The organism is Aeromonas sp. EU05-FHT14A05, from assembly GCF_058791175.1.
In genome coordinates this window covers 107,225-132,870 of the sequence record NZ_JBYTDH010000004.1, presented here as the reverse complement: position 1 = coordinate 132,870, position 25,646 = coordinate 107,225, and the positions used below count along the sequence as shown (strand labels likewise).

The 25,646-nt window shown below is 63.7% G+C and carries 22 protein-coding genes and 2 pseudogenes; 14 read left to right on the top strand and 10 right to left on the bottom strand.

Features of this window, described 5'->3' with window-relative positions; translation table 11 throughout:
* Positions 1-33 precede the first annotated feature (33 nt).
* The 8 genes from nusB to glyA all read right to left on the bottom strand — a co-directional run bounded on the left by nusB (position 34) and on the right by glyA (position 6,579).
* Positions 34-447 carry a transcription antitermination factor NusB gene (gene nusB / locus AC3WR3_RS07765; protein WP_139437325.1) on the bottom strand — a complete coding sequence of 138 codons (414 nt, stop codon included), beginning with the start codon at positions 445-447 and terminating at the stop codon, positions 34-36.
* Positions 448-461: 14 nt separating this feature from the next.
* Positions 462-932, bottom strand: coding sequence for a 6,7-dimethyl-8-ribityllumazine synthase (gene ribH, locus AC3WR3_RS07760; protein ID WP_139437323.1), 471 nt, complete (start codon positions 930-932; stop codon positions 462-464).
* A gap of 130 nt (positions 933-1,062) precedes the next feature.
* A complete protein-coding gene (gene ribBA / locus AC3WR3_RS07755) occupies positions 1,063-2,172 on the bottom strand; it encodes a bifunctional 3,4-dihydroxy-2-butanone-4-phosphate synthase/GTP cyclohydrolase II (protein ID WP_454009581.1) in 1,110 nt (369 codons plus the stop codon).
* 142 nt (positions 2,173-2,314) lie between these two features.
* Positions 2,315-2,968 carry a riboflavin synthase gene (locus AC3WR3_RS07750; protein WP_492291582.1) on the bottom strand — a complete coding sequence of 218 codons (654 nt, stop codon included), beginning with the start codon at positions 2,966-2,968 and terminating at the stop codon, positions 2,315-2,317.
* A gap of 55 nt (positions 2,969-3,023) precedes the next feature.
* Entirely contained in the window at positions 3,024-4,133 is a 1,110-nt protein-coding gene (gene ribD / locus AC3WR3_RS07745) for a bifunctional diaminohydroxyphosphoribosylaminopyrimidine deaminase/5-amino-6-(5-phosphoribosylamino)uracil reductase RibD (protein WP_247625704.1), read from the bottom strand.
* A 59-nt stretch (positions 4,134-4,192) separates the two neighbouring features.
* Positions 4,193-4,642: a transcriptional regulator NrdR gene (gene nrdR, locus AC3WR3_RS07740; protein WP_025326027.1), complete on the bottom strand. Its 450-nt coding sequence runs from the start codon at positions 4,640-4,642 to the stop codon at positions 4,193-4,195.
* Positions 4,643-4,788: 146 nt separating this feature from the next.
* Positions 4,789-5,217, bottom strand: coding sequence for a hypothetical protein (locus AC3WR3_RS07735; RefSeq protein WP_492291581.1), 429 nt, complete (start codon positions 5,215-5,217; stop codon positions 4,789-4,791).
* Positions 5,218-5,325: 108 nt separating this feature from the next.
* Positions 5,326-6,579, bottom strand: a complete 1,254-nt coding sequence (glyA, locus tag AC3WR3_RS07730; protein ID WP_043153250.1) for a serine hydroxymethyltransferase — start codon at positions 6,577-6,579, stop codon at positions 5,326-5,328.
* A gap of 430 nt (positions 6,580-7,009) precedes the next feature.
* On the opposite strand from glyA, the gene AC3WR3_RS07725 reads away from it, so the two are divergent.
* Positions 7,010-7,336, top strand: a complete 327-nt coding sequence (locus tag AC3WR3_RS07725) for a hypothetical protein (RefSeq protein WP_139437313.1) — start codon at positions 7,010-7,012, stop codon at positions 7,334-7,336.
* Positions 7,337-7,339: 3 nt separating this feature from the next.
* Here the strand turns inward: AC3WR3_RS07725 and torS are convergent, their stop codons facing one another.
* On the bottom strand, positions 7,340-10,168 hold the full coding sequence (torS, locus tag AC3WR3_RS07720; RefSeq protein WP_492291580.1) for a TMAO reductase system sensor histidine kinase/response regulator TorS: 2,829 nt from the start codon (positions 10,166-10,168) through the stop codon (positions 7,340-7,342).
* Positions 10,169-10,238: 70 nt separating this feature from the next.
* Here torS and torT point away from each other — a divergent pair, with 70 nt between their 5' ends.
* Positions 10,239-11,291: a TMAO reductase system periplasmic protein TorT gene (gene torT / locus AC3WR3_RS07715; protein ID WP_492291579.1), complete on the top strand. Its 1,053-nt coding sequence runs from the start codon at positions 10,239-10,241 to the stop codon at positions 11,289-11,291.
* Between the two features lie 14 nt (positions 11,292-11,305).
* Here torT and torR read toward each other — a convergent pair whose 3' ends face one another.
* On the bottom strand, positions 11,306-12,019 hold the full coding sequence (gene torR, locus AC3WR3_RS07710) for a two-component system response regulator TorR (RefSeq protein ID WP_492291578.1): 714 nt from the start codon (positions 12,017-12,019) through the stop codon (positions 11,306-11,308).
* Between the two features lie 151 nt (positions 12,020-12,170).
* On the opposite strand from torR, the gene torC reads away from it, so the two are divergent.
* From torC to panF, 12 genes and pseudogenes are all read left to right on the top strand, one after another.
* A complete protein-coding gene (gene torC / locus AC3WR3_RS07705) occupies positions 12,171-13,334 on the top strand; it encodes a pentaheme c-type cytochrome TorC (protein WP_492291577.1) in 1,164 nt (387 codons plus the stop codon).
* 40 nt (positions 13,335-13,374) lie between these two features.
* Positions 13,375-15,867 (top strand): trimethylamine-N-oxide reductase TorA, encoded by a 2,493-nt coding sequence (gene torA, locus AC3WR3_RS07700; RefSeq protein ID WP_492291576.1) that lies wholly within the window; start codon positions 13,375-13,377, stop codon positions 15,865-15,867.
* Positions 15,868-15,966: 99 nt separating this feature from the next.
* Positions 15,967-16,635 carry a molecular chaperone TorD gene (gene torD, locus AC3WR3_RS07695; protein ID WP_492291575.1) on the top strand — a complete coding sequence of 223 codons (669 nt, stop codon included), beginning with the start codon at positions 15,967-15,969 and terminating at the stop codon, positions 16,633-16,635.
* Positions 16,636-16,642: 7 nt separating this feature from the next.
* Positions 16,643-17,011, top strand: coding sequence for a hypothetical protein (locus AC3WR3_RS07690; RefSeq protein WP_043129151.1), 369 nt, complete (start codon positions 16,643-16,645; stop codon positions 17,009-17,011).
* Positions 17,012-17,117: 106 nt separating this feature from the next.
* Positions 17,118-17,510, top strand: a pseudogene (locus AC3WR3_RS07685) (PAS domain-containing protein); the annotation flags it as partial.
* A 93-nt stretch (positions 17,511-17,603) separates the two neighbouring features.
* Positions 17,604-18,911 (top strand): annotated as a pseudogene (locus AC3WR3_RS07680) (putative bifunctional diguanylate cyclase/phosphodiesterase); the annotation flags it as partial.
* 171 nt (positions 18,912-19,082) lie between these two features.
* The gene (acs, locus tag AC3WR3_RS07675) at positions 19,083-21,029 is read left to right on the top strand and encodes an acetate--CoA ligase (protein ID WP_492291574.1); all 1,947 of its coding nucleotides are present in this window, start codon (positions 19,083-19,085) and stop codon (positions 21,027-21,029) included.
* Between the two features lie 286 nt (positions 21,030-21,315).
* Positions 21,316-21,765, top strand: coding sequence for a type II 3-dehydroquinate dehydratase (aroQ, locus tag AC3WR3_RS07670; protein ID WP_005326561.1), 450 nt, complete (start codon positions 21,316-21,318; stop codon positions 21,763-21,765).
* A gap of 36 nt (positions 21,766-21,801) precedes the next feature.
* The gene (gene accB, locus AC3WR3_RS07665; protein WP_139437295.1) at positions 21,802-22,263 is read left to right on the top strand and encodes an acetyl-CoA carboxylase biotin carboxyl carrier protein; all 462 of its coding nucleotides are present in this window, start codon (positions 21,802-21,804) and stop codon (positions 22,261-22,263) included.
* Positions 22,264-22,278: 15 nt separating this feature from the next.
* The gene (gene accC, locus AC3WR3_RS07660) at positions 22,279-23,619 is read left to right on the top strand and encodes an acetyl-CoA carboxylase biotin carboxylase subunit (RefSeq protein WP_025326014.1); all 1,341 of its coding nucleotides are present in this window, start codon (positions 22,279-22,281) and stop codon (positions 23,617-23,619) included.
* Between the two features lie 191 nt (positions 23,620-23,810).
* Positions 23,811-24,059: a YhdT family protein gene (locus AC3WR3_RS07655; RefSeq protein ID WP_330847497.1), complete on the top strand. Its 249-nt coding sequence runs from the start codon at positions 23,811-23,813 to the stop codon at positions 24,057-24,059.
* A gap of 68 nt (positions 24,060-24,127) precedes the next feature.
* Positions 24,128-25,585 (top strand): sodium/pantothenate symporter, encoded by a 1,458-nt coding sequence (panF, locus tag AC3WR3_RS07650; RefSeq protein WP_202046550.1) that lies wholly within the window; start codon positions 24,128-24,130, stop codon positions 25,583-25,585.
* Positions 25,586-25,646: the final 61 nt, after the last annotated feature.

The window sequence follows — 25,646 nt, the reverse complement described above, 5'->3', positions numbered from 1 at the left end:
TGGCTCCTCTCTTAATGCTGATGGACGTCAGGATCAACGCTTGGTCAGCGTCTTGATCACCTTGTCCAGTACACCGTTGACAAACTTGTGGCTGTCATCGGCGGCGAAGGCTTTGGCCAGCTCGATCGCTTCGTTGATCACCACGCGCGGCGGCACATCATCACGACGGGTCAGCTCGTAGGTCGCCAGACGCAGGATCGCCTTGTCCACCATGTCCACTTCTTCCAGCGGACGGGAGAGGAAAGGCGAGAACACCTTGTCCAGCTCGTTGCAGTGGACCGCAACCCCGAACAGCAGATCGCGGAAATAGCTCAGGTCCACACCCTTGGTGTCCTGATCGATCTTGAACTGCTCTTCGATGTCGCCCACGTTGGCCTGGGTCATCTGCCACTGGTAGATGGCCTGGGTGGCGCAATGGCGGGCCTTACGGCGCTCGGACGGTTTCAATGTACTTCTCCTCGTTACACGTCCAGTTGTTTCAGGACGTTGATCATTTCGAGCGCGCTCAGTGCAGCCTCTGCACCCTTGTTACCCGCCTTGGTACCGGCGCGCTCGATGGCTTGTTCAATGTTTTCAGTGGTCAGTACGCCGAAGGCGACGGGAATTTCATACTCCATCATCACCTGGGCCAGCCCCTTGCCATTCTCGCTCGCCACCAGTTCGAAGTGATAGGTGCCACCACGGATGACGGTACCGAGCGCGACTATGGCGTCGTATTGACCGCTCTTGGCCAGCTTCTTGGCTGCCAGGGGAATTTCGACGGCACCCGGCACGCGCACCAGGGTGAGATTGCTGTCCTGGACCTGGCCTTGACGCTTCAGTACGTCTACCGCACCGTTCACCAGGCTGTCATTGATGAAGCTGTTGAAACGGGCAACGACAATAGCAACACGCGCCTCGGGAGCGGCGATATTCCCTTCGATAATCTTCATTGGAAATCCTGTCTCTGTGCAATCAATAGGGGCCGGGGCCAAAAGTGCACGCATTCTAGCACAACAGAGCCGCGACAAAAAACCATGGCCGCAACGAGCGGCCAGGATAGTCATTCAACCCGTCAGAGGCTTACTCGCCGACGTACTCCACCACCTCGAGGCCGAAGCCGCCGAGAGCATGGTATTTCTTCGGTGAGCTCAAGAGGCGCATCTTGCCGACCCCGAGTGCCTTGAGGATCTGGGAGCCCACGCCGACCCGGCGCGAGGTGCCCTGCCACTTGGCCCCTTCCGGTGCCAGTCCCTTGTCGGCGGCTTCAAAGCCCTTGACCCGGGCCAGCAGCTCGGCGCCCTGGGCTTCGGCCCCCAGGATCACCAGCACACCGCCCTCGGCGGCGATGCGGGCCATGGATTTGGGCAGCGGCCAGCTGCGGGCGCTGTGGCGATCCGTCAGCAGCAGATCGCTCAGCACGTCGTGCAGATGGACCCGCACCAGGGTCGGCTGGTCGGCTTTCACCTCGCCTTTCTTGAGGGCGAAGTGCACCTGGTTGTCTATGGTGTCGCGGAAGGTGACGAGGTCAAACTCCCCGAACTCGGTGGGCAGCTTGCACTCGGCCACCTTCTCCACCGTGGTCTCGTGCTGGTTGCGGTACTCGATAAGATCCGCGATGGTGCCCAGCTTGATGCCGTGCTGCTCGGCGAAGATCTCGAGATCGGGACGGCGCGCCATGGTGCCATCTTCGTTGAGGATCTCGACGATGACGGAGGCCGCCTCGTAACCGGCCAGACGAGCCAGATCGCAGCCCGCCTCGGTGTGGCCGGCACGGGTCAGCACGCCGCCATCCTGTGCCATCAGCGGGAAGATGTGGCCGGGCTGCACCAGATCGGCGGCCTTGGCGTTCGGTGCGACGGCGGCCTGGACGGTCACGGCGCGATCGGCGGCGGAGATGCCCGTGGTCACCCCTTCGGCCGCTTCTATGGTCACGGTGAAGGCGGTGGAGAACTGGGCGTTGTTCCTGTCCACCATCAGCGGCAGCGCCAGCTGCTTGCAGCGATCCCGGGTCAGGGTCAGGCAGATGAGGCCCCTGCCGTAACGGGCCATGAAGTTGATATCCTCCGGACGGACACAGGAGGCGGCCATGATGAGGTCCCCTTCGTTCTCCCTGTCTTCGTCATCCATCAGGATCACCATCTTGCCCGCCTTGATATCGGCAATGATTTCCTGGGTTGTGCTCAGCGCCATGGGCTACTCCATCAACATGCTTGGGGAATTGAGCCTGCCGGCTCGGCTTGATACTGCATCATTGTGTGCTAGATGGGGGCGCGGGGCCCCATTTCAATCGGAGCGGGATCACAGAACCGTGTTTTGCCCGCTCCCCTGCCTGTCAGATAAACCCGGATCGGGCCAGGGTCTCCAGGGTCAGGCTGGATCCGCCCTGCTCCTGCGCCCTGCCCTGCATCAGCCGCTCCAGATAGCGGGCGATCTGATCCACCTCCAGGTTCACCCTGTGGCCCGGTTTCCAGCGGGCTATGGTGGTCTCCTGGGCGGTGTGGGGCACTATGGTCAGGCGAAAGAGATCCCCCTGCACGGCGTTGACCGTCAGGCTGATGCCATCCACCGCAATCGACCCCTTCTCGGCGATGTAGCGAGAAAGTTCCTTTGGCGCCTCGATCCAGTACTCGATGGCGCGGCCGCTGCTGGACTTGCTCTTCACCTCGCCGATGCCATCCACGTGGCCGGAGACCAGGTGGCCGCCGAGGCGGGAGCTCGGCATCAGCGCCTTCTCGAGGTTCATCGGATCCCCTACCTTGGCCTCGGCAAAGCCGGTGCGAGAGAGCGTCTCAAGGGAGACGTCGGCGGTGTAGCTCTTGTCCCCCAGGGCCACCACGGTCAGGCAGACGCCGTTGGTGGCGATGGAGTCGCCCAGCTTGACGTCGCCAAAGTCCAGGGTCGGCGCGTGGACGGTGAGGGCCATGTCATCCCCTTGGCGGCGCAGGGCGGCCAGGGTGCCCATGGCTTCGATAATTCCGGTAAACATGCAGATCACCTTGCTGATGACGGGGGCAGTGACTGCCCCCTTGAACATTGATAAATCAGGCTATTTTCGCTGTGATGCGAATATCCTGCCCCACCAGACGCACATCCTTGACAGTGAGCTTGGGGGCCTGGAACAGCCGGGTCAACTCCGGCAGGTGGAACAGGCCGCGCCCCTCATCCCCCAACAGCTTGGGAGCCTGATAGAGCACCAGCTCGTCCACCAGCCCCTTGGCCAGCAGGGCGCCGCACAGCCTGGGGCCCGCCTCCACCAGCACAGAGTTGATGTTCTGCTTGGCCAGCAGCATGAAGAGGCTCACCAGATCCAGCTTGCCATCCAGCAGCGGCAGGGTCAGCTGCTGCACCCAGGCAGGCCAGTCCCCGTCGACCTTGTGACGGGCCAGCAGCACAGGGCTCTCGCTCTGGAACAGGGGCAAGTCCGGAGTCAGCCGGTTCTGGGAATCGACGATGACCCGCAGCGGCTGGCGCAGGGTCTCTTTGGGATAAACGGCCTTGACCGAGGCCGGCAGCTCGTCCCAGCGCACGTTGAGGGAGGCGCCGTCGGCCAGCACCGTCTCGGCGCTGGAGAGCACCGCATCGTGGCGGGCACGCAGCCGCTGCACGTCCCGGCGCGCCTCCGGGGAGGTGATCCACTGGCTCTCGCCGCTCGCCATGGCGGTGCGACCGTCGAGGCTGGCGCCGAGCTTGACCGTCACCTGCGGGAAGGCGGTGCGCATCCGCTTGAAGAAGCCGGGGTTCAGCGCCTCGGCCTCGGCGCTGAGCAGGCCGAAGTCGGTCTTGATGCCCGCCTCGGAGAGCATGCGCAGCCCGCGCCCCCCTACCTGGGGATTGGGATCCACCATGGCGGCGACCACCCGGGTCACCCCGGCCTTGATCAGCGCCTCGGCACAGGGAGGGGTGCGACCGTGATGGGAGCAGGGCTCCAGGGTCACATAGGCGGTGGCGCCGCGAGCTTCTTCCCCGGCGGCATGCAGGGCATAGACCTCGGCATGGGGTTCACCGGCACGCTGGTGCCAGCCCTCCCCCACCACCACGCCGGCCTTCACCAGCACGGCGCCCACACAGGGATTGGGAGCCGTGGTGTAACGGCCGCGACGGGCCAGCTCGAGGGCCCGGCTCATCCATTGGTAATCATCTTGACTAAACATCTGGGCTCCCGTTCAACGCGATAAAATAGGGGTGCTAACGCAATCCGTGGGTGGCTGGCTTATTTCTCCAGCTTGGCGATCTCTTCGCCGAATTCGCGGATGTCCTCGAAGCTGCGATAGACGGAGGCGAAGCGGATATAGGCCACCTTGTCCAGGCTCTTGAGCTCATCCATCACCAGGTTGCCCACCAGCTGGGACGCGACTTCGCGCTCGCCGGTGGCACGCAGCCGGGACTTGATGTGATTGACCCCCTTTTCGATGGCCTCCATGCTCACCGGCCGCTTCTCCAGGGCCCGCAGTATGCCGGCCCGCAGCTTGTCTTCATTGAAGGGCTCGCGGGAGCCGTTGGACTTGATGACACGGGGCATCACCAGCTCGGCCATCTCGAAGGTGGTGAAGCGCTCGTGGCAGAGCAGGCATTCACGACGGCGGCGCACCTGATGGCCTTCTGCCACCAGACGGGAATCGATCACCTTGGTATCAACCGCACTACAGAAAGGGCAATGCATCGGACCTCCGGCGTTAACGGAAAAGGCACCTGCCCCGCGGGGTCAGGATCTTGGCCGGCCAGTGTAGCACGGCCATCCAAAGCCGGTAAAAGCCCAGAAAAAACAATGCCACCCACAGGTGGCATTGGGGCTGAAATGGCGCCGGTTCAGTCGTCGTAGGGCAACAGATCCGGATCGCAATCCACATAGTCGGGGGCCGGATCTTGCTCGAATTGCACCGCATCGATATGGGTATGGCCCTGCATCAGCGCCTTGCCCACCCTGTGCATGCCATCCATCACCCGGCCGGCGCTGTCCAGCAGGATGGGATAGGCGAGATCGGCGGCCTGCATCAGCTGGCAGTGCTCTACTATGCTGCGCACCGTGGGCTTCACGCTGCCATGCCCGTACCAGTGCTCGCTATCGAGCTCCGCGATCTGCGAGAGTGGCACGGCGCGCACCGGCAACCCGCGGCTCAGCCGCACCAGACGGCGCACATCCCAGGCCAGCAGGCCCTCGGGGCTTGGGCGAAAATGATACTGGGCGCGGATGGCAGAGATGAGTTCCTCATCACTGAGCGCGGTCTGATTTGGCATGGTGCCTCCTTTGTCGGTCGAATGAGTACAGCCCTATGGCAAGGCCGGAGCAGAAACAACAATGCCACCCTGGGGTGGCATTGTTTTTATACCAGAGTCTCTGGCGTATCAGGCATAAACCGGGAAACGGCGGCAGATGTCCAGCACCTTCTCGCGAACGGTGGCCAGCACGGCGTCGTTGTCGTGGTTGTCCAGCACGTCGCAGATCCAGTTGGCCAACTGGATGGACTCGGCTTCCTTGAAACCGCGGCGGGTGATGGCCGGGGTACCGATCCGCACACCTGAGGTGACGAACGGAGAGCGCGGGTCATTCGGCACCGAGTTCTTGTTGACGGTGATGTTGGCCTTGCCCAGTGCGGCGTCGGCGTCCTTACCGGTCAGCTCGCGGCCGATGAGGTCAACCAGCATCAGGTGGTTGTCGGTGCCGCCGGAGACGATCTTGTAGCCGCGCTCGATAAAGGTCGCAGCCATGGCCTTGGCGTTCTTGACGACCTGGGCCTGGTAGGTCTTGAACTCGGGCTCCAGCGCTTCCTTGAAGGCCACGGCCTTGCCGGCGATGACGTGCATCAGCGGGCCGCCCTGACCACCCGGGAAGACGGCGGAGTTCAGCTTCTTGTACAGATCTTCGTCGTCGGCGGCGGAGAGGATCAGACCACCGCGCGGACCGGCCAGGGTCTTGTGGGTGGTGGAGGTGACCACGTGGGCGTGGGGCACCGGGTTCGGGTAGACGCCAGCGGCAATCAGACCGGCCACGTGGGCCATGTCGACGAACAGGTAAGCACCGATCTTGTCGGCGATTTCACGCATGCGGGCCCAGTCGACGATGCCGGAGTAGGCGGAGAAGCCACCTATCATCATCTTCGGCTTGTGCTCGACCGCCAGACGTTCCATCTCGTCATAGTCGATCTTGCCGGACTCATCGATGCCGTAGGGGATGATGTTGTACAGCTTGCCGGAGAAGTTCACCGGAGAGCCGTGGGTCAGGTGACCACCGTGGGCCAGGTTCATGCCCAGCACGGTGTCGCCCGGCTGCAGCAGGGCCATGTAGACGGCGCTGTTGGCCTGGGAGCCGGAGTGCGGCTGCACGTTGGCATAGGTGGCACCAAACAGTTCCTTGGCGCGCTCGATGGCCAGGGTTTCGACCACGTCGACGTACTCGCAACCGCCGTAGTAACGCTTGGCCGGGTAGCCTTCGGCGTACTTGTTGGTCAACTGGGAGCCCTGGGCTTCCATGACGCGGGGGCTGGTGTAGTTCTCAGACGCGATCAGCTCGATATGTTCTTCCTGACGACGGGTTTCGTCTGTGATGGCCTGCCACAGCTCTGGATCATAGCCGGCGATGGTCATGTCACGTTTCAACATCCGTTTATCTCCTGAAAATCGTTTGCGCGATAGGTGAAGTGGGCCCGCGCATTGTAACGTGAGCTGGATCAAAGAGACAGTCCAACCACCCAAAAACTTGTTTATAAAATGTAAAATACGTCGCAATTTTCGAAGCCGGACACCCCTCTCTCCCCTTGCCTCTCGCGGGGCCGGCGCCCCTTCCGTCGGCTCGGCCCCTCCCGGGACGCCCGGCAATCCTGTCTGACCCGCCCCCTGAGTCCTCCCCTATGGAGGGCAAAAACCAGAGCCAGATCATGGATATAGCATTTACTAACAGATAACATCTTTAGACGGCACAGGGGCTGCGAAGCCTGGCGAGCGGCCATCGGCTGGCAACGGCAGGGCCCTTTGGCGCACAGGGTCGCACCAGAGCCCTGCATTTGCCTCTCTCACCACAAGGGGGAATTCCATGGATCATCTGATGCTGTTCGTGATTGTCGCCGTCTTTGCCATCTTCTATTGGGTCTATTACACCGGCAGTCGCAAGGGCGCCTGCACCACCCGCTGGGAGACGCTGCCCACCCGGGCGCAGTACCTGGCGGCCCACCCCGAGGCCGTCGATGGCGATATCATCTTCTGCATCCATTGCGGCCACCATCAGCAGCTCGAGGTGGGGGTGGTGCACCAGGCCGACTACCGGCGCCAGCACATCTGCCCCCGCTGCAAGCAGGCGCTCTACAGAGACGAGGAGCAGGAAGGGAGCGGCGGCTCAGTCGTCGGCAGCAGACCAGGCTGAGGCTCATGCCGGGGCCGACAGCTGCCTCTCCTGCCACGCCTTGAGCGTCGCCACCGCCGCATCAAACTCCCCGGCCAGCCCCGCCGGATCGGCGTCACCCGCCTCCAGGGCGGCGCACTGCGCGGCAAAGTCATCCAGCCCGAGCGCCAGGGCACTGCCCTTGAGCTTGTGGGCCATCCCCTTGCGCTCTTCCCCCTCGCACCGCACCAGTGCGGCCACCAGGGCCGCCCCCTGGGATTCAAACAATCCGATGAGCTGACGGATGCGCTGGCTGCCGAGCAAGGCCAGATCGGCGTCCAGCACGGGGTTGGCGGCCTGGGGGGCCGGCGGGCTGACGGTGTCCTCCCTCGCGTCCGGCAGGGCCTGCGCTGTCTCTATCTGGAACTGACGGTCGATGGCGCTGGCCAGCGCCGCCAGACGCACCGGTTTGCCGACAAAGTCCGCAAAGCCCGCCTCCAGACAGAGACGGATATCCTCGGGGTACATCTGGGCCGAGATGGCGATGGCAGGCAGGGGGCGCTCGTGCACCTCCTCGCTGATGGCGGCCAGATCTTCGCGCAGGGTCAGGCCATCCATGTCCGGCAGATTGATGTCGAGCAGCGCCAGATCGAAACCCCGCTCCGTCACCCGCGCCAGCGCCGAGCGCCCGTCTTCCGCCAGGGTGACGCAATGGCCCAGGCGCGTCAGCATGCCCTGCGCCACCAGCCGGTTGATCTCGTTGTCCTCCACCAGCAGGATCTCGCGAGGCTGGCCGAGGTGCAGCGGCTGAGCCGCGGTCGGCAGCTGGGCGGCCGAGCGTTGCAGGGGCAGGCTGAAGCTGAAGCGGCAACCCTCCCCGGGCCGGCTGGCGAGGCACAGCTCCCCCCCCATGGCGGCCACCAGCCTGCGGCTGATGGCAAGCCCGAGTCCGGTGCCCCCCTGGTGCCCCATGTCCCGCTTGCGCTGGCGGAACGCCTCGAACACCGCCTCCTGCTCCTGTTCAGGAATGCCGGGGCCGGTATCGCTCACCACGAACAGGATGCAGGGCTCGGCGCAGGGGCCGCCGCATGGGAGGGGGCTCACCTCGAGGCAGATCCGGCCCCTGGCGGTGAACTTGACCGCGTTGCCCAAAAGGTTCGCGAGCACCTGGCGCAGCTTGCCCAGATCCCCTTCCACCACGGGAGGCAGGGCGGGGGCGTACTCCAGCACCAGGGCCACCCCTCTGGCCTCTGCCTTGGGCCGGAACAGGGCGCTCAGCTCATCGACCAGCTGATGCAGCGGGAAGGGTTCCCGGCGCGCCTCCACGTGGCCCGCCTCGATCTTGGAGTAGTCGAGGATGTCGTTGAGGATCTCCAGCAGGGATTCGCCGCTGTGCTCTATGGCGGCGAGATAGCGCCGCTGGGTCTCGCTGAGGTGGGTATCTTCCAGCAGGGTCAGCCCCCCCAGAATGCCGTTCATGGGGGTGCGGATCTCGTGGCTCATGGTGGCGAGGAAGACCGACTTGGCCCGATTGGCCTGTTCCGCCTCGGCGCGGGCCAGGCGCTGCTTCTCCACCTCTTCGTTGAGGCGCAGGTTGGCATGGCTGAGCTGCTCCGTCCGCTCCACCACTCGCGACTCCAGCTCCCGCTGATAGCGGCCCAGCTCGACCGCATTGTCACGAAACACCTGCAGGGCCCGTCCCAGCTCCGCCAGCTCGTCACGGCCCGCACTGGCGATCGGGTCAAGGGGGGCCAGATCCCCCCGCGCCAGCCGGCTCATCCCCGCCACCGAGTGTTGCAGCGGCCAGACGATGCGGCCGTAGACCATGCGCCACATCAGCAGCATCAGCAGCACCAGGGTGAGCAGACCTATCCCCATCAGGGCCTGCTCCAGCAGCCTGAGACGCTGGCTCAGTGCCTGCTGACTCTGCCCCAGGGAGTCGCGGGCACGGCTGACCAGATCACCCACCTGCTGGTTGAGGCTGCTCATCAGGGCCTCATTGGCGCTGGCCAGCACCCGCAGCGCCTCCCCCTTGCCGAGCCAGTCGCTGCGCAGTTGCACCAGCTGGTCGCTCTGCGCCAGCACGGCGAGGGCCTGCTCCACCCCCTGGCGACGGGCCGGATCCGTCACCGCCCCGGCCCGCAGCTGCAATATCGCCAGCTCCCGTTGTCCATCCTGCAACAGTGCCTGCAAGCGCTCCTGCCGCTCGCCGCGCCAGATCTCCTCGATACGCTGCTGCTGCATCAGGGTTCTGTGGCGCAGCTCGGTCATCTGCTCCAGCCAGTCGAGATCCTGCTCCAGCAAGCGGTCTATCGCTGCGGCGGCGGCGCGCCCCTGCAAGGGGTAGAGGGAGCCGAGCCCTGCCACCATCACGGTCTCGGCGTTCTCCATCTGGCTGCGGGCAAGCTCCGCCACCTCGCCGGCCGCGGCCACCAGGCGGGCGCGCAGGTCGTTGCCTTGCGCCATCAGGGTCAGGCGCTCCCCCACCAGCCAGCCCTGCTGCCCCAGATTGCCGATGATGCTCTGGCTCAGGGGATGGAGCTGCTCCTGCACCTGCCTGTCCCCCTCACCGCCGAGCTGCGCCAGCAGGCGCTGCATCTGCTGCCCCTGCAGGGTGAGCAAGCGTCCCTGATGCTCACGCTCCGCCTCGCTGGTCGCCGTGGCCAGCAGATGGGAGGCGCTCTGGATCTCGCCGCTCAGGCGCGCCAGGGTACGGGCCCGCTCCTGATCGGCCAGGGTCTGCTGCACCCCCTGCTCCAGCTGGCGCAGGTGGGTGAGCCCAATCCACCCGAGCAGGGAGGCGCTCAGGGTCAGCAGCGCCATCAGGGAGAAGGCCAGCAGCAGCCTGCCCCCCAGGCCGGAAAAGATTCTCACGCTCGGCACCTTGGTTGTGGTCGGCTTTGACCGGATAATGTGGGCCCACACTTTAACAAAACCCCGGCTCATGCGAAGCGTCTATCTCTCCCTGTTGCTCATGCTGCTCCCTGGCCCCCTCCTCGCCTTCGAGGTGGATCACTGGCCAGGTGGCGCCTTCGGCGGCCAGCCCGTGCGCCTCCAGTGGCCAGGGCCAGCGCCTCTTCAATCTCCCCTGACCCTGTGCGCCCTCTATCCCCATCTGCGGGACGCCTACTGGCTGTCGGTCAATCAGGGCATGGTGGAAGAGGCGACACGGCTGGGGGTCAGCTTGCGGATCCACGAGGCGGGGGGCTACGGTGCCTTGGCCGAGCAGCGCCAGCAGTTGCAGCAGTGCGTGAGAGAGGGGAGCGACGCCATCCTGCTTGGCGCCGTGAGCTATGAGGGGCTGAGGGAGGCTATCACCGCTAGCCCGCTGCCGGTATTCGGCCTGGTCAACGATCTGCCCGCCGGCCTAGTGCGGGCCAAGGTGGGGGTCTCCTGGTATCAGATGGGCTGGCAGATGGGGCACTGGCTGGCACTGCGTCATCCGGCGGGCAGCAAACCCGTCTCGGTTGCCCTGTTCCCGGGCCCCAAGAGCAGCGGTGGCAACAACGTGGTCGAGCCCGGTTTTGCCGATGCCATCCAGGCGAGCGCCATCAGGCTGGTGACCACGGCACGCGGCGACAACAGCCGCGAGATCCAGCGCACCCTGGTGCAGCAGACCCTGGCCCGCCACCCGGACCTCGACTATCTGGTGGGGGGCGCGATTGCCGCCGAAGTGGCGGTCAACGAGCTGGCGCAGCGCCATCTCGACAGGCCCCAGGTGCTGAGCACCTACTTCAGCCACGGCGTACAGCGCGGCCTGCGCCGGGGCAAGATGCTGGCGGCCAACAGCGATCAGATGCGGCTGCAGGGCCGCCTCGCCGTGGCCCAGGCCGTCTGCCTGCTACAGCATCCCGAGGCGGACGAGCAGCAGTGCCCCCGGGTGATGGGCCCCCCTATTCTGACCCTGGATGGGCCCCTGGCCGACACCGGCGACTCCCTCTCCGAGGGGGCTTTTCGCCCCGTCTACCGGGTCGGTGCCGCCCCAGCCGACCAATAGCCAAGCCAGCTGACTCAGGGAGCCAGCTCACCGGCAAACAGATAGCCTTCACCATGGACGGTGACAAACAGCTGGGGATCCCGGGGATCCAGCTCCATCTTGCCCCGCAGCCGCCGGATCAGCACGTCTATGGTGCGATCGCTCGGGCCATCGCCACGGTGGCTGATGAGGGTCAGGATCCGCTCCCGACTGAGCACCCGCCCAGGGTGGGCGACGAAGGCCACCAGCACCTCGTATTCGGCCTTGGTCAGGCGCACCGGCACCCCGTCCTTGCTGAGCTGGCGACGGGGAATGTCGAAGCGCCAGGGGCCAAAGCGCACCGCATCGTCGGTCGTCTCGGGTTCACTCGGGGCGGCGGCAGCCAGCGAAATCCGCCACAGCAGGTTCTTGACCCGCACCAGCAACTCCCGCAGCTCGAACGGCTTGGTGACATAGTCATCGGCCCCCATCTCCAGGCCGACTATCCGGTCCACCGCATCGCTGCGGCCGGTGACCAGAATGATCCCGACCGTGCTGCGCGCCCTCAGCTCGCGGGTCAGCAGCAGGCCGTCTTCCCCCGGCAGGTTGATGTCCAGCATCACCAGATCGACCGTCTGATCCGCCAGCACGGCGCGCATCTCCTGGCCGTTTTCCACCGCCGTCACCCGATAGCCCTCCCGCTCGAAATAGCCGGTCAGCTTCTCGCGGGTCACCGCATCATCTTCAACAACCAGAATGTGGTAGCTCATGGGCAGGGTTCACGAAGGTCGACAAGGGAGGATTATTCTATTCACATTTTGTCATAAATACCCCTATTTCGTTAATTTACCGCGGCAACCCTGTTCACAGCCTCTCCCTATCATGGCCCTCATCAAAAAGTCATGATGATGAGAGACAGCTATGAAAAAACTGTGGCACTTCCTGCGCACACCCAGCCGCCGCTGGTCGGTGCTGGCGCTGGTTCTGGCCGGCGTCGGGGTCACCCTGGCCGGCAGCGTCGGCCTGCATTACGGCTTCGAGAAGACCAGCAGCCTCGAGTTCTGCATCTCCTGCCACTCCATGAAGGACACCGTCTATCCGGAGTACAAGGAGTCCATCCACTTCAAGAACGCCTCAGGGGTACAGGCCATCTGTACCGACTGCCACCAGCCGAAGGATTTCGTCGGCAAGGTGGCCCGCAAGATGGAGGCGGCCAACGACCTCTATCAGGAGTACATAGGCCACAGCATCGACACCCAGGAGAAGTTCGAGGACAGGCGCCTGCACCTGGCCGAGAAGGTGTGGGCCCGGATGAGCAGCCAGAACTCCAAGACCTGCAAGTCCTGCCACAGCTACGACAACATGGATCACGCCAAGCAGTCCCCGGCGGCAGCGCTGGCGATGAAGGATGCCGCGGCGAAGAACATGAACTGCATCGAGTGCCACAAGGGCATAGCCCACGAACTGCCCAACATGGCGGGGGGCTTCCGTGCCACTTACGCCACCCTGGCAAGCGAAGCGCAGCAAGCGCCAGCCGGCGACACCCTCTACACCCTGGGCGAAAAGGATCTCTATGCCAGCGAGCAGAGCAAGGATCCGGTCGGCAAGCTGCTGCCCGCCTCCCGCATCGACGTCGTGGCCCGCAGCGGTGATCGCCTCAAGGTGACCATCGAAGGGTGGCGCGAAACCGATGGCAAGGGCCGGGTGTTGAGCGAATACATGGGCAAGCGGGTCTTTGTCGCCACCATCCGTGACGAGCTGAAAGCGAGCGAGAAGGTGCTCAAGCAGGAGACCGACAGCGCCACCCATATCCAGTGGGAGCAGGTACAGGTGCAGGCCTGGGTCGATGGCAAGGGGCTCGAGCCCTCCCTCAAACCCATCTGGGATTACGCCGGCGAGATGTACAAGTCCACCTGCAACTCCTGCCACGGCGCGCCGGACCCGGCTCACTTCACGGCCAACGGCTGGATCTCGGGGCTCAAGGCGATGTCTGCCTACTACCGCCTCAGCAAGGAAGAGGAGCGCACCCTGCTCAAATACCTGCAAAACCATGCCGCCGATACCGGTGGTCAGGGCAGCCACTAATTCCGGATTCGAGTTCCGGATCCGAGAGAGGAATAACAAGATGATCAACATTTCCCGTCGTGGTTTTCTGGGTGGCTTGCTGGCCAGCGGTGCCTCAGCCCTGATCGGCCCCTCCCTGCTCGGTCGCGCCGTGATGGCCGCCGAGTCCGGCGAAAAATTGGTGCAATCCGGTTCCCACTGGGGCGCCTTCCGTGCCCGGGTGGTCGATGGCCGCTGGGTCGAGACCCTGCCGTTCGAGCATGACAAGCACCCCACCGAGATGCTCAAGGCCCTGAGCGAAGTGGTCTACAACCCCTCCCGCATCCGCTACCCCATGGTGCGGCTGGACTGGCTGCGCAAGGGCCACCAGTCCGACACCAGCGAACGCGGCCAGAACCGCTTCGTGCGGGTCACCTGGTCACAGGCGCTGGACTTCTTCTATCACGAGCTGGAGCGGGTGCAGAAGACCCATGGCCCGAGCGCCCTCTATGCCGGTCACTCCGGCTGGCAGTCGGTGGGCAAGCTGCACTCCGCTGGCGCCATGCTGGGGCGCGCCATGAACCTGCATGGCACCTATCTGGCCAAGGCCGGTGACTACTCCACCGGCGCCGCCCAGGTGATCCTGCCCCACGTGGCAGGGGCCATGGAGGTGTACGAACAGCAGACCTCCTGGCCGCTGGTGCTGGAGCACAGCAAGACCATAGTCATCTGGGGTTCAGATCCCATCAAGAACCTGCAGGTGGGCTGGCTGGTGCCGGATCACAGCGTCTACGACTACTGGGCGCAGCTCAAAGAGAAGGTGGCTAAGGGCGAGATCCGGGTGATCAGCATCGATCCGGTCAAATCCAAGACCCAGAAGTACCTCAATTGCGATCAGGTGACCCTGAATCCGCAGACCGACGTGCCGTTGATGCTGGGCATCGCCCACACCCTCTACGGCGAGAAGCGCCACGACGAGGCGTTCCTGAAGAACTACACCACCGGCTTTGACAAGTTCCTGCCCTATCTGCTGGGCACCAGCGACGGTCAGGTGAAGGATGCCGAGTGGGCCGCCGCCATCTGCGGCGTCCCTGCCGAAACCATCCGCGAGCTGGCCCGCGCCATGAGCAGCGGCCGCACCCAGCTCATCGGCGGCTGGTGTGTGCAGCGCATGCACCACGGCGAACAGTACGCCTGGATGCTGGTGGTACTGGCCTCGATGATTGGCCAGATCGGCCTGCCGGGCGGTGGTTACGGCTTTGGCTGGCACTACAACGGCGCCGGTACCATCACCTCCAGCGGCCCCATCATGTCCGGGTTCAGCTCGGTCATTCCCGGGGTCAAGCCGCGCCACGACGGCGACTGGAAGGGCTACTCCAAATTCATTCCGGTGGCCCGTTTCGTCGACTGCATCCTCAATCCGGGCAAACAGATCGCCTTCAACGGCCAGACCATCACCTACCCCCACATGAAGATGGCGGTGTTCTGCGGCAACAACCCCTTCCACCACCAGCAGGATCGCAACAAGATGGTCGCGGCCTGGCGCAAGCTGGAGACCGTGGTCAGCATCGATCACCAGTGGACCGCCAGCTGCCGCTTCGCCGATATCGTGCTGCCCGCCACCACCACCTATGAGCGGGATGACATCGAGCAGTGGGGCTCCCACTCCAACGCCGGCATTCTGGCCATGTACAAGGTGGTGGAGCCGCTGTTCGAGGCGCGCGATGACTATGACATCTTCGCCGATCTCTGCCGTCGCTTCGGTCGCGAGGCCGAGTTCACCGGCGGCAAGAGCAAGCTGGAGTGGATCCAGAGCATCTATGACGACGCCCGCCTGCAGGGTCGCGGCATCGGCATCCGTCTGCCCCGTTTCAGCCAGTTCTGGCACGGCGAGGGGTTCGTCACCTTCCCGGCGGGCCAGCCCTGGGTGCGCCACGCCTCGTTCCGTCAGGAGCCGGATCTGGAACCCCTCGGTACCCCGTCCGGCCTCATCGAGATCTACTCCAAGACCATCGCCGACTACGGCTATGGGGATTGCCCGGGCCACCCAGTCTGGATCGAACCCTACGAGCGCTCCCACGGCGGGCCGGGCAGCAAACAGTACCCGCTGCACCTGCAATCCTGTCACCCGGACAAGCGGCTGCACAGCCAGCTCTGCTCCTCCGACAACTACCGCGCCACTTACACTGTGCAGGGTCGCGAGCCCGTCTACATGAATCCGCAGGACGCCAAAGCGCGCGGCCTCAAGGACGGGGATCTGGTGCGGGTGTTCAACGGCCGCGGTCAGGTACTGGCCGGTCTGGTGGTGAGCGATGACTACGCCCCCGGGGTGGTGCGCATTCAGGAAGGTGCCTGGTATGGTCCGCAGGAGGGCGGCAAGGTCGGCACCCTCTGTACCTATGGCGACCCCAACGTGCTGACCGCGGATATCGGCTCCTCCAGCCTGGCGCAGGCCACCACGGCCCACACGGCCCTGGTGGAGATCGAGAAGTTCCATGGGCAGGCGCCTGCCGTCACCGCCTTTGGCGCACCCGAGTCGGCCAGGGGCATAGACCCCATGTTCCCGGCGCTCTGACCCTTGGGGGACGAAAGCGCCCCCTTGAGTTTCCTTTATTTTTAAAGTCGTTAGAATCGGGAGCCATCAAGGCTCCCGATTGCCATCCACGGAGGAAAAATGCAGGAATTTATGGCTACCAGCGAACGCCGGGCCCAACTCTACTGGTGGTTCTCCACCCTGTTTGCCGCCGAACTCAGTGATGAGCAGATCGCCGAATATGACACCTATGATGTGCGAAGCTTCCTGAAGAGCCTCTCCACCCTGGATCCCATGCGCGAGGCCGTGACCGAGCTCAACGACGCCATCGCCCGCCTGCTGGTGCGCACCGATCGCCAGCTGGAGCTCGCCGCCGACTTCGCCGGCCTCTTCCTGGTGGATCCCAAGCAGGGCGCCCTGCCCTACGAGTCCCTCTACCGGGGTGAGGCCAAGCTGATGATGCAGGCCCCCATGGCCGAGATGCAGGCCCGCCTCGATCGCCTCGGCATCAATGTCAGCGACAAGTACAAGGAGCCCGCCGATCACCTGGCCATCGAGCTGGATCTGATGGGCAACCTCATCATTCGCGCGGCGGAAGCAAAGAGCGCTGCCGAGCGGGCGCAATGGCTGCAGGAGCAGGAAGCGCTCTTGCACCACCATCTGCTGGGCTGGTTCGACAAGTTCGAGACCGCCTGTCGCGCCGCCGACCAGTTTGGCTTCTACGGCGCCAGTGCCCGTCTGCTAGGGGTCTTCCTCACCATGGATGCCAACTACCTCAGCCTGGTCAAGCCGGCGCAGTCCGCCAACTAAGCCTCGCATGAAGACAGCCCTGCTTCTGATTGCATGCTGGCTGCTGGCCCTGATCCCGCTGGATCAGGGTCTGACCCCCCTCGCCGTCCTGCTGTTCCACCCGGACAGGGAACTGTACGGCGCCGCCCAGCTGACCGGCTTTGGCGGCATTCTGCTCACCCTCTACCTTGCCAATCTCGGCGTGGAGGTGGTGCTGCGCCGCCGCTTCCAGATAGCGGGCATGCTGACCCTGCTGGTGGCCTGGATAGGCTTCATCAACAGCAGCGGCAGCGAGTCACATTTCCTGCTGCTCTATCTGCTGGCTCTGCCGTTCCACCTGCTCGGCTGGCTGGTGCTGGTGCGCGGCATTCAGGCATTCGGCCGCCAGAAAGGCTGACATCCCCTTGATTTGACATCATTCCCAGACTTTCTCTTCCTCCTGAAACTTCCTGCCATACTGACACAGTCATCTAAATGACAATGAAATCAATTCAGGAGCCTCCATGGAAAAAGTGCTACCCGAATCGGTTCAGACACTGCATTTGTCAGGCCCGTTATCCCTTCATGAATGGCAACAACTGTTCGAGCTGGCACCCTTTGGGATAGGGGTCTTCGATCGTGACTTCAGGTGCCGTGGCGTCAACGGTATCTTCACCGAGCTGAGCGGTCTGGCGCAGGGGGAACACCTCGGCAAGACGCTGTTTGACATCACCCCGGCCCAGGCGCCCATGCTGCTCCCCCGGCTCAAGCAATTGCTCGATGGCGCCCCCCGGGCCGAGCTGGATCTCGGCTGTATCCATGTCTCCCGTCCCGGCGGGCCGAGGCGCTGGCAGATGAGCTGCAGCCCCCTGATGGACGCGACAGGGCTCTTCAATGGCATCTTCCTCATCGCCCGCGATCTCACCCAGGATCCCCGCGCCTACCTGGGCCTGACCCGCTTCACCGGGGAGATCCAGGAGACCAGCAGCCTGCATGCACAGCGGCTCTATCAGGCGGAGGCCAGGCTCCACCACCTCTCCTATCACGACCCCCTCACCGATCTTGGCAATCGCAGCCTGTTGCAGGAGCGGCTCGCACTGGAGATGGAGACGGCCAGGCTCAACCGGCAGCCCCTCGCCCTGCTGTTCATCGATCTCGACGGCTTCAAGCTGATCAACGACAACCTGGGGCACAGCGCCGGAGATCTGCTGCTCAAGCTGCTGGCGGAGCGCATCCGCCACAACCTGCGCCCGGGGGATCTCGCCACCCGGCTCGGCGCAGACGAATTTCTGGTGCTGCTGCCCGACATCGGGCAGCCCCAGGAGCTGGTGGGGCTGATCGAGCGGCTGCAACACAGGCTCCACGATCCGGCCGACATAGGGCAGGAGCGGGTGAGGCTCTCCGCCAGCATAGGGGTCGCCCTCTACCCGGATCATGGCCTGACCCCGGACAGCCTCATCAGTGCGGCGGACAATGCCATGCATGAGGCCAAGCGCCGGGGCCGCAACGGCCATCTGTTCTACTCCCCCGAGATGATGACGCAGATGAGGGAGCGGATGGCCCTGGAGCAGGGGCTGATCAAGGCCATGGAGCAGCAGCAGTTCCGCCTGCTGTACCAACCCATGACGGATCTGGCCAGTGACAGCCTCAGCGGCCTCGAGGCCCTGGTGCGCTGGCAGCACCCGAGCGAGGGCATTATCTCTCCCGCCCGCTTCATTCCGGTGGCCGAGGAGTGCGGCCTGATAGAGCAGTTGGGGGAATGGGTGATGCGCACCGCCTGCCAGCAGGGACAGCGGTGGCTGGCGGAGGGGTTCGCCGTGCCCAGGCTGTCCGTCAATGTGTCGGTCAGGGAGATGCGCTCCCCCGACTACGTGGACAGGGTCACCGCCATCCTGGCGCAGACTGGCTTCCCGGCAGAGCGGCTGGAGATCGAGGTCACCGAGAGCATCATCCAGAGCGTGGATCAGAGCCTGCGCCTCTTTACCCGCCTCAAGGCGCTGGGAGTGCAGATCGCCATCGACGACTTCGGCACCGGCTTCTCTTCCCTGAGCCTGCTCAAAAGCCTGCCCATAGACCGCATCAAGATAGACAGGGCCTTCGTGCAGGCGCTGCCCGACGACAGGCACAGCCGGGAGCTGTGCCGCACCATAGTCAGCCTGGCAGACAGCCTTGGCATGGCGGTCACGGCGGAAGGCATAGAGACCCAGCCCCAGCGCCAGTTCCTGCAATCCCTGCGCTGCGAGGAGGGCCAGGGCTACCTGTTCAGCCACCCCCTCTCCGAACCCCACATGACCTCCATGCTCGCCACAGGGCATTGAAGATCCCGGACGGCCCAATGACAGAAGGGAGCCTCAGGCTCCCTTCTTCGCGATCCCTCGGCCATGTCGACCGGCCCCTCTCGTCGCTATCCAAAAGTCTAATTGCCCTCCCGTGCCAAAGGTATAAGTTGTTACTCAATCATTACAAAAATGTATTCACAGGAGTGAGAGATGAGCGAGAGCAAGGTCTATCCGGTCAAGGCCCACATAGGTAGCGACGCCCTGCTGGACAAGGAAGGTTATGAAGCCATGTACCTGGCGTCGGTGCAGAACCCGGACGCCTTCTGGGGGGAGCAGGGCAAGATCCTCGACTGGATGACCCCCTACACCCGTGTCAAGAACACCTCCTACGATCCGGGCCACGTCTCCATCAAGTGGTACGAGGATGGCCTGCTCAACGTGTCGGCCAACTGCCTGGATCGCCACCTGGCCCAACGCGGCGACAAGGTCGCCATCATCTGGGAAGGGGACAACCCGGCCGAGGATCGCAAGCTCACCTATCGCGAGCTCCACACCGAGGTGTGCAAGTTTGCCAACGTGCTCAAAGCCCAGGGGGTCAAGCGCGGTGACATGGTCTGCCTCTACATGCCCATGGTGCCGGAAGCTGCCATCGCCATGCTGGCCTGTACCCGCATCGGGGCGGTGCACAGCATCGTCTTCGGCGGCTTCTCGCCGGAGGCGCTCTCGGGTCGCATCATAGACTCGGGCTCCTCCATCGTCATCACAGCAGACGAGGGCCTGCGCGGTGGCCGCCCCATCCCCCTCAAGAAGAACGTGGACGAGGCGCTCACCCACCCGGATACCAAGGTCAACAAGGTGATCGTCCTCAAGCGCACCGGCGGCAAGGTTGCCTGGCATGACCACAGGGACATCTGGTGGCACGACGCCGTCGCCGCTGCCAGCCCGGAATGCCCGCCCGAAGCCATGGGCGCCGAGGATCCCCTGTTCGTGCTCTACACCTCGGGCTCCACCGGCAAGCCCAAGGGGGTGCTGCACACCACGGGCGGCTACCTGGTCTATGCCGCCCTCACCTTCAAGTACGTGTTCGACTATCACGAGGAGGACATCTACTGGTGTACCGCCGACGTGGGCTGGGTCACGGGTCACTCCTATCTGGTCTACGGGCCGCTCGCCAACGGCGCCACCACCCTCATGTTCGAAGGGGTGCCAAACTACCCGGCCACCAACCGCATGAGCCAGGTGGTGGACAAGCACCAGGTCAGCATCCTCTATACCGCACCCACCGCCATCCGCGCCCTGATGGCCAAGGGCAAGGAGGCCATCGAAGGCACCTCCCGCCAGAGCCTGCGCATCATGGGATCTGTGGGGGAACCCATCAACCCGGAAGCCTGGGAGTGGTACTACCGCACCATAGGGGACGAGCGCTGCCCCATAGTCGATACCTGGTGGCAGACCGAGACCGGCGGCATCCTGATAAGCCCGCTGCCCGGCGTCACCGCCCTCAAGCCCGGTTCCGCCACCCGTCCCTTCTTCGGAGTGCAGCCGGCCCTGGTGGACAACCTGGGTGAACCGCTGGAGGGCGCCACCGAGGGCAACCTGGTGATCACCGACTCCTGGCCTGGCCAGATGCGCACCGTGTTTGGCGATCACGAGCGCTTCGAGCAGACCTACTTCTCCACCTTCCCGGGCCGCTACTTCACCGGCGACGGTGCCCGTCGCGACGAGGATGGCTACTACTGGATCACAGGTCGGGTGGATGATGTACTCAACGTCTCCGGCCACCGCATGGGCACCGCCGAAATCGAGTCGGCCCTGGTAGCCCATCCGAAGATCGCCGAGGCGGCCGTGGTGGGGGTGCCTCACGAGATCAAGGGTCAGGGCATCTACGCCTATGTCACCCTGATCGCCGGGGAGGAGCCGAGCCGCGAGCTGCACAAGGAGGTGAAGGAGTGGGTGCGCAAGGAGATAGGCGCCATCGCCACCCCGGATGTGATCCACTGGGCCGAGGGGCTGCCGAAGACCCGCTCCGGCAAGATCATGCGCCGGATACTGCGCAAGATCGCCACCGGCGAGACCGACAGCCTGGGGGATATCTCCACCCTGGCGGATCCGGGTGTCGTGGACAAGCTGATCCGCGAGAAGTCGGAAGCGGCCTGATCCCCTTCGCTTGCTGCACGACAAAGCCGGCCTTGTGCCGGCTTTGTCGTGTCTGGAAAGCCTGAAGAGGTGGATGCTGCGGCAGAGCGGCTCCGGGCGCCACCATGCTCAATAAATGGCCAGATGTAGAGATTAGACCAGTAAAATGCTGCTAATTTTCACGAAATCAATATAATTGCGAAATCTGTGTGCCAGGGCACACCGAATTGTGCAGAAAGTGGCTAGATTTTTGGTGGTCCACAGATAGCTGATAGATAGCAGCATAATCATCGAGGATGTACTCAATATGTCGCAACATCACCGAATCCTCCTGCTCAACGGCCCCAACCTGAATCTGCTGGGCAAGCGGGAGCCGGGAATCTACGGCAGCAAGACGCTCGATGAGATCGTCGCCGATCTGAGCCAGTACGCCAACGAACTCGGTGTCACCCTGGAACACCTGCAATCCAATGCCGAACATGAGTTGGTCGGCCGCATCCATCAGGCCATGGGCCAGGTGGATTTTATCATCATCAACCCGGCCGCCTTCACCCACACCAGCGTCGCCCTGCGCGATGCCCTGCTGGGCGTGGCCATCCCCTTTATCGAGGTTCACCTGTCAAACGTGCATGCCAGGGAGCCCTTCCGCCATCACTCCTATCTGTCTGATGTCGCCAAGGGGGTCATTTGTGGGCTGGGTGCCGATGGCTACCAATTCGCTTTAACCGCGGCCGTGCATCAGTTGCGCGCGGCTTGATAATCACTGATCAGATAAAGAAGAAAGAGAATGCTAATGGATATCCGCAAAATCAAGAAGCTGATTGAACTGGTTGAAGAGTCCGGCATCGCCGAGCTGGAAATCTCCGAAGGGGAAGAGTCCGTTCGCATCAGCCGTAATTTCTCCGGCCAGGTTAGCGTTGCCCCGCAGATGATGATGCAGCCGGCCCAGGTTCAACAAGCCGCCGCCCCGGTCGCCGCTGCCGCTCCGGCCGCCGCCCCTGCTGCCGATGCCGCCCCGAGTGGCCATCTGATGCGCTCCCCCATGGTGGGCTCCTTCTACCGCTCCTCCAGCCCGGAAGCCAAGCCGTTCGTGGAAGTCGGTCAGCACGTCAATGTCGGCGACACCCTGTGCATCGTCGAAGCCATGAAAATGATGAACCAAATCGAGTCTGACAAGGCCGGTGTGATCAAAGCGATCCTGGTTGAAAATGGTCAGGCCGTCGAATTTGACGAGCCGCTGTTCATCATCGAATAAGGGAAGACGCCACCCATGTTGGACAAAGTAGTCATCGCCAACCGCGGTGAAATTGCCCTGCGGATCCTGCGCGCCTGCAAAGAGCTCGGGATCAAGACAGTGGCCGTTCACTCCACTGCCGATCGGGAGCTCAAGCATGTGCTCCTGGCCGACGAAACCATCTGTATCGGCAAACCCGCCAGCGGTGAGTCCTACCTCAACGTGCCGGCCATCATAGCCGCCGCCGAGGTGACCGGTGCCGTCGCCATCCACCCGGGTTACGGCTTCCTCTCCGAGAACGCCGACTTCGCCGAAGTGGTCGAGAAATCCGGCTTCATCTTCATCGGCCCGCGCGCCGAGACCATTCGCCTGATGGGTGACAAGGTTTCCGCCATCGAAGCCATGAAGAAGGCGGGCGTCCCCTGCGTACCCGGCTCCGACGGCCCGGTGGACAACGATGCCAAGCGCAACGCCACCATCGCCAAGCGGATCGGCTACCCCGTGATCATCAAGGCCGCCGGTGGCGGTGGTGGTCGTGGCATGCGCGTGGTGCGCAACGAGTCGGAGCTGGCCGCCGCCATCGCCCTGACCAAATCCGAAGCGGGCCAGTTCTTCAAGAACGACATGGTCTACATGGAGAAATACCTGGAGAACCCGCGCCACATCGAGATCCAGGTGCTGGCAGATGGCCAGGGTACCGCCCTCTACCTGGGTGAGCGAGACTGCTCCATGCAGCGTCGTCACCAGAAGGTGGTGGAAGAGGCGCCGGCACCCGGCATCACCGAAGAGATGCGCAAGTTCATCGGTGAGCGCTGCGTGCGCGCCTGCCTCGAGATCGGCTACCGCGGTGCGGGCACCTTCGAGTTCCTGTACGAGAACGGCGAGTTCTACTTCATCGAGATGAACACCCGGATCCAGGTCGAGCACCCGGTCACCGAGATGGTCACCGGCGTGGATCTCATCAAGGAGCAGCTGCGCATCGCCGCCGGCCAGCCCCTGTCGATCACCCAGCAGGACATCCGCCTCCGTGGCCATGCCATCGAGTGCCGGATCAATGCCGAGGATCCGGCCACCTTCATGCCCTCTCCTGGTCTCATCCAGCGCTTCCACGCGCCGGGCGGTCTGGGCGTGCGCTGGGAATCCCACATCTATGCGGGTTACAAGGTGCCCCCCTACTACGACTCCATGATCGGCAAGCTGATCTGTTACGGTGAGAACCGTGACATCGCCATCGCCCGCATGCGTCACTCTCTCGACGAGCTGGTGGTGGAAGGGATCAAGACCAACATCGCCCTGCAAAAAGAGATCATGAAGGACGAGAACTTCCAGCACGGTGGTACCAACATCCACTATCTGCACAAGAAGCTGGGTCTGTAAGAGGTCTCGGACCCTGCAACTTAGCGCACGGTGGTAGCACAAACAGCCACTACCTGCACAAGACGCTGGGTCTGTAAGGATCTAACTTCCGATGGAAGTCTGCTCCGCAAGGAGCCTCTGTTGAAAAAGGGCCATGGCGACATGGCCCTTTTTTGTTATCCTTGCGCCCCTCAAAATTGTCGGAGGCCAAGGTGAATCGTTTCGCGCTCGCCCGTCGGGAAGCAGCCCTCTGCCTGCTGCTGACCCTGCTCTATTTCGTTGCCTGGTATGGCACCGCTTACTTCATCCCGGAAGAGCTGGAACTCTGGGATATGCCGCTCTGGTTCCTGCTCAGCTGCATGCTGATGCCACTGCTGTTCATCGGCCTGTGCGCGCTCATGGTGGATCGCCTGTTCGTCGACATTCCTCTGGACACCGAGGAGCCCCCTCATGACTCCTGAGCCGCGTACTGAACCCATGACGGATCCCCGGTTTACCGAGGTCCCGCTGGCCCCCCAGGAGTCATCCCATGAATCTTGAGTTGATGCTGCCGCTCTTCGTCTATCTGATACTGGTGCTCGGGGTCGGCTTCTGGGCCGGTCGCCACCGCGCCGGGGGGGACTTCGTGCAGGAGTACTTCATCGGCAACCGCAGCATGGGCGGCCTGGTGCTGGCCATGACGCTGGTGGCCACTTACACCTCGGCCTCCTCCTTCATCGGCGGGCCGGGTGCCGCCTACAAGATAGGCCTGGGCTGGGTGCTGCTGGCGATGATCCAGCTGCCCACCGTCTGGCTCACCCTGGGGGTGCTTGGCAAGAAGTTCGCCATCATAGCCCGCCGGGTCAATGCGGTGACCATCAACGACATGCTGTGGGCCCGCTACCGCAGCAAGTGGGTGGTGGTGCTGGGCTCGGTGACCATCATCCTCGCCTTCATCGCCACCATGGTGGTGCAGTTCATCGGCGGCGCCCGCCTGCTGGAGACGGCGACCGGCCTCAGCTACCAGCAGGGGCTCTTCCTGTTTGCCAGCTGCGTGCTGCTCTACACGGTGATCGGCGGCTTTCGCGCCGTGGTGATGACGGATGCCCTGCAGGGCATCATCATGCTGATCGGCACAGGGGCCCTGCTGGCGGGGATCCTGATTGCCGGTGACGGCCTGCCGAACCTCATCCACCAGCTCAAGGTGATCGATCCCAAGCTGGTGAGCCCGACCGGCGCCGGCGACATGCTGACCCAGCCTTTCATGCTGAGCTTCTGGATCCTGGTCTGCGTCGGTGTGGTGGGGCTGCCCCACTCGGCCCTGCGCTGCTTCGGCTACCGGGACAGCAAGGCGCTGCACAGAGGCATCCTCATCGGCACCGTGGTCAGCGCCCTGCTGATGCTGGGCATGCACCTCGCCGGCGCCCTAGGCCGCGCCATCCTGCCCGGCATGGACAGCCCGGACAAGATCATGCCCTCCCTGATGATGGAGGTGCTGCCCCCCTGGCTGGCCGGGGTCTTCCTGGCGGCCCCCATGGCGGCCATCATGTCCACCATCGACTCCCAGCTGATCCAGGCCTCGGCGACCCTGGTCAAGGATCTCTACCTCAACTACCTCAATCCTCGCCAAGAGAAGCTGGAGGTGCGCATTCCACGGCTCTCCCTGCTCTGTACCCTGATCCTCGGCACGCTAGTGCTGCTGGCGGCACTGCAGCCCCCCGAGATGATCATCTGGCTCAACCTGCTCGCCTTCGGCGGCCTGCAGGCGGTCTTCCTCTGGCCCCTGGTGCTCGGCCTCTACTGGTCGCGGGCCAATGGCCCCGGGGCGCTGGCCAGCATGGTGTCAGGCATTGTCTGCTACGGGGTCTTGAGTCAATGGGGGATCAAGTTGGCCGGCCTGCACGCCATAGTGCCCAGCCTGGCGCTCGGCCTTGTGGCCTTCATCCTGGTCAGCCTGCTGACCCCGGCCCCGGATCAGGCGGTTCGCCGATTGTTTGATCAGAAATAAGAAAGGGGCCAATAAAGGGACTCGCACCTATTCCCAAATGGGTGCGAGTGGGTAAAATGTG